Genomic DNA, 2,975 nt, shown 5'->3' with positions numbered 1-2,975 from the left:
GCTGCCCGACCCGGAGCGGGCTCAGAATGCCGAAAACCGATCTGCGATGGGTATAACATAGCCGTATTGCGCGGACGCTACCTAGACAGGGAGCGCCCGCCCGCCGATTAACACAAACAATCAGTACGGCAGCGCCCCCGCGGAGCCGTCTTAGCTAGTCTCCTCACCACCGGCAGCATCCTCAGCGCCTTCATCGCCGGTACTCTCGGCCTGCGGCGCGTAGATCATCACCACCGGGGTTTCCGGATCGAGCGAATGCGTCAACTCGACGTTTGGCGGCAGCTGTAGCTCAGAGACATGGACGATGTCACCTAGGCCCATTTCCCCCATATCGACGCTCAGATACTCGGGCAGATCGGCCGGTAAGCAGCTCACCTCGATCTCAGTGACATTGTGCGAGACCTTTCCGCCCATCTTGACGCCAGGACAAGTCTGCTCGTTGTGGAAATGGATCGGGATCGTCAGGCGCAGCTTCTCATCGCTGCTCACACGCAGGAAATCCACATGCAAGACGAACGGCTTCGCCGGATGTCGCTGCAGGTCCTTGAGCACGACCTTTGTCGTCCCATTACCAAGCTTGAGGTCCAGGAGGCTGGAGTAGAACGCCTCATGGTCGAGCTGGCGATCCAGCTCGTTATGCCGCACCGAGATCATCGTCGGCTCGGCGTTACCACCGTAGACGATGCCTGGCACCAAGCCGGTGCGACGCAGGCGGCGGCTCGCACCCTTCCCCGTATCGCTCCGCGGCTGTGCCAAGACTTCTAACAGATCACTCATGGCTGAGTCTCCAGATTTAACAACAATAAAACGCCGGCATCCGCGACCAGATGCCGGCGCCAGAACAGGTGACGCGGAGCGACCGCGTCTACCTCAATGAATCGACCCGCCAGTCGATCGGCTAGTCGACAAACAGTGAGCTCACCGACTCTTCATTCGAGACGCGACGCATGGTCTCGGCAAGCAGCTCGCCGATGCCCAGCGCGCGGATCTTCGGGCAATCGCGCGCCTCAGGCCGGAGTGGAATAGTATTGGTCACTACCAGCTCATCCAGCGCCGAGACCGAGATGTTGTCGACCGCCGGACCCGACAGCACCGCATGGGTACAGTAGGCTTGAACGCGTGAGGCGCCCTGCGCCTTCAGTGCGGCAGCGGCCTGACAGAGCGTGCCAGCGGTATCGACCAGATCATCGACGAGCACGCAGGAACGTCCTCGCACATCGCCGATGATATTCATCACCTTGGCCTCGTTGGCGCGCGGCCTACGCTTGTCGATGATGGCGAGGTCGGCGTCATCGAGCCGCTTCGCGAGCGCCCGGGCGCGCACGACACCGCCGACGTCCGGCGAAACCACCATCAGACCCTCGTGCTTCTGCCGCCAGATATCGCCGAGCAGGATCGGCGAGGCGTAGACGTTATCGACCGGGATGTCGAAGAAGCCTTGGATCTGGTCGGCGTGCAGATCGACCGTCAACACGCGGTCGGCCCCTGCTGAGCCGATCATCTTGGCCACCAGCCGAGCCGTGATCGGCACACGTGCCGAGCGCGGGCGCCGATCCTGGCGCGCATAGCCGAAATAGGGGATCACCGCGGTGATCCGCTTGGCCGAGGCCCAGCGCAGCGCATCGATCATCACCAACAACTCGAGGAGATTGTCGTTGGTGGGCGCGCAGGTCGGCTGCACGATGAAGATATCGCGCCCGCGCACGTTCTCTTGGATCTCGGTCATCACCTCGCCATCGCTGAACTGGCCGACGACGGCCTTGCCCAACGGCAGCCCGAGGTGGGCCACGATCTCAGCGGCGAGCGCCGGGTTGGCGTTCCCAGAGAACACCATCATGGCACTGGCCTGCACGGATTGTCCTTTGGTCTCAAGCGGCACCGTTTATGGCCACTCTTGGCGTGGTAGAAGAATGGCTGGGGCGCCAGGATTCGAACCTGGGAATGCTGGGATCAAAACCCAGTGCCTTACCGCTTGGCGACGCCCCAATGGATGGACCCGATACGGATCGATTATCAGTCTGCAGGCACCGCACTCGAAGCCCCGGCGAATAACGGCGACCGATTTTGGCCGCGAGCAACAAAGGCCGGGATCTCGGATGGAACCTCGGCGAGCAGCTGCTCAGCCTGCGCCCGAGTCGGCAGCGCCGCGAACAAGCAAGCACCGGTTCCAGTGAGTTTTGCTTCAGCACGATCGGCAAGCCAACGGTATGCCTGTTCAACCTTGGGGTACTTGTTGAGTACGGTGTGAAGGCAGTCATTAACGGCATTGCCGCGCAGAAAGTCGCCTAGTGTGATTGGAGCCGAGTCTCTTGTCAATCCCGGGTCCCCGAACACCTCCGCCGTTGCGACATGGCTGTTCGGCACCAGCACCAGGTACCAGGGCAACGGCAGCTCAACCGGCACCAGAGTCTCGCCAACACCCTCACCCCAAGCCGCGGTACCGCGGACGAAGACCGGCACATCCGCCCCAAGCCGCAATCCGATCTCAGCGAGGCGCTCGATCGGCAGCCCAGTCCCCCAGACCTGGTTCAGCGCATGCAATGTGGTCGCCGCGTCCGAGCTGCCGCCACCGAGGCCACCGCCCATCGGCAAGCGCTTGTCGACCCGAATACCAACGCCAGAGCGACAGCCGCTCGCCTCTGCCAGTGCCCGCGCAGCGCGAACCACCAGATCCTCCTGAGGAGGGATCTCGGCGGGGCCATCAAGCCGCTCGATGCGCCCATCGCTGCATGGCTCGAAGCACAGCCGATCACAACGGTCGATGAACTGAAACACCGTCTGTAGTTGGTGATAGCCGTCGGCGCGACGTCCGATCACCCGCAGCATCAGGTTGAGCTTTGCAGGTGCCAGCCAAGCGCCGTCGTCATCTGGCCGCGGCCTCGGTACGGATGCCTCTGACATCAGTTTTCGGATTGCGAGACGCGGAAACGGCTGAGCACCCGCAGCAGATATTCGTGCTCTGGGGCTTCATCCAA

General features: G+C 62.4%; 3 protein-coding genes and 1 tRNA gene. All 4 read right to left on the bottom strand.

All coding sequences use genetic code 11. From position 1 onward, the window contains the following. Positions 1–150: 150 nt before the first annotated feature. Positions 151–777, bottom strand: a complete 627-nt coding sequence (locus tag ACY693_RS17545; RefSeq protein WP_462323099.1) for a 50S ribosomal protein L25/general stress protein Ctc — start codon at positions 775–777, stop codon at positions 151–153. 121 nt (positions 778–898) lie between these two features. Beyond that, a complete protein-coding gene (locus ACY693_RS17540) occupies positions 899–1,852 on the bottom strand; it encodes a ribose-phosphate diphosphokinase (protein WP_462323100.1) in 954 nt (317 codons plus the stop codon). A 59-nt stretch (positions 1,853–1,911) separates the two neighbouring features. Continuing rightward, a tRNA-Gln gene (locus ACY693_RS17535) sits at positions 1,912–1,986 on the bottom strand. A gap of 27 nt (positions 1,987–2,013) precedes the next feature. After that, positions 2,014–2,901, bottom strand: a complete 888-nt coding sequence (ispE, locus tag ACY693_RS17530) for a 4-(cytidine 5'-diphospho)-2-C-methyl-D-erythritol kinase (RefSeq protein ID WP_462323098.1) — start codon at positions 2,899–2,901, stop codon at positions 2,014–2,016. Positions 2,902–2,975: the final 74 nt, after the last annotated feature.

This window comes from Halochromatium sp. (genome assembly GCF_054919635.1).
This window is presented reverse-complemented; position numbering and strand designations above follow the sequence as displayed.

Bases quoted from the DNA above. Each gene is read 5' to 3' on its own strand.
- ACY693_RS17545 (WP_462323099.1), bottom strand. From the start codon at position 777: ATGAGTGATCTGTTAGAAGTCTTGGCACAGCCGCGGAGCGATACGGGG.
- ispE (WP_462323098.1), bottom strand. From the start codon at position 2,901: ATGTCAGAGGCATCCGTACCGAGGCCGCGGCCAGATGACGACGGCGCT.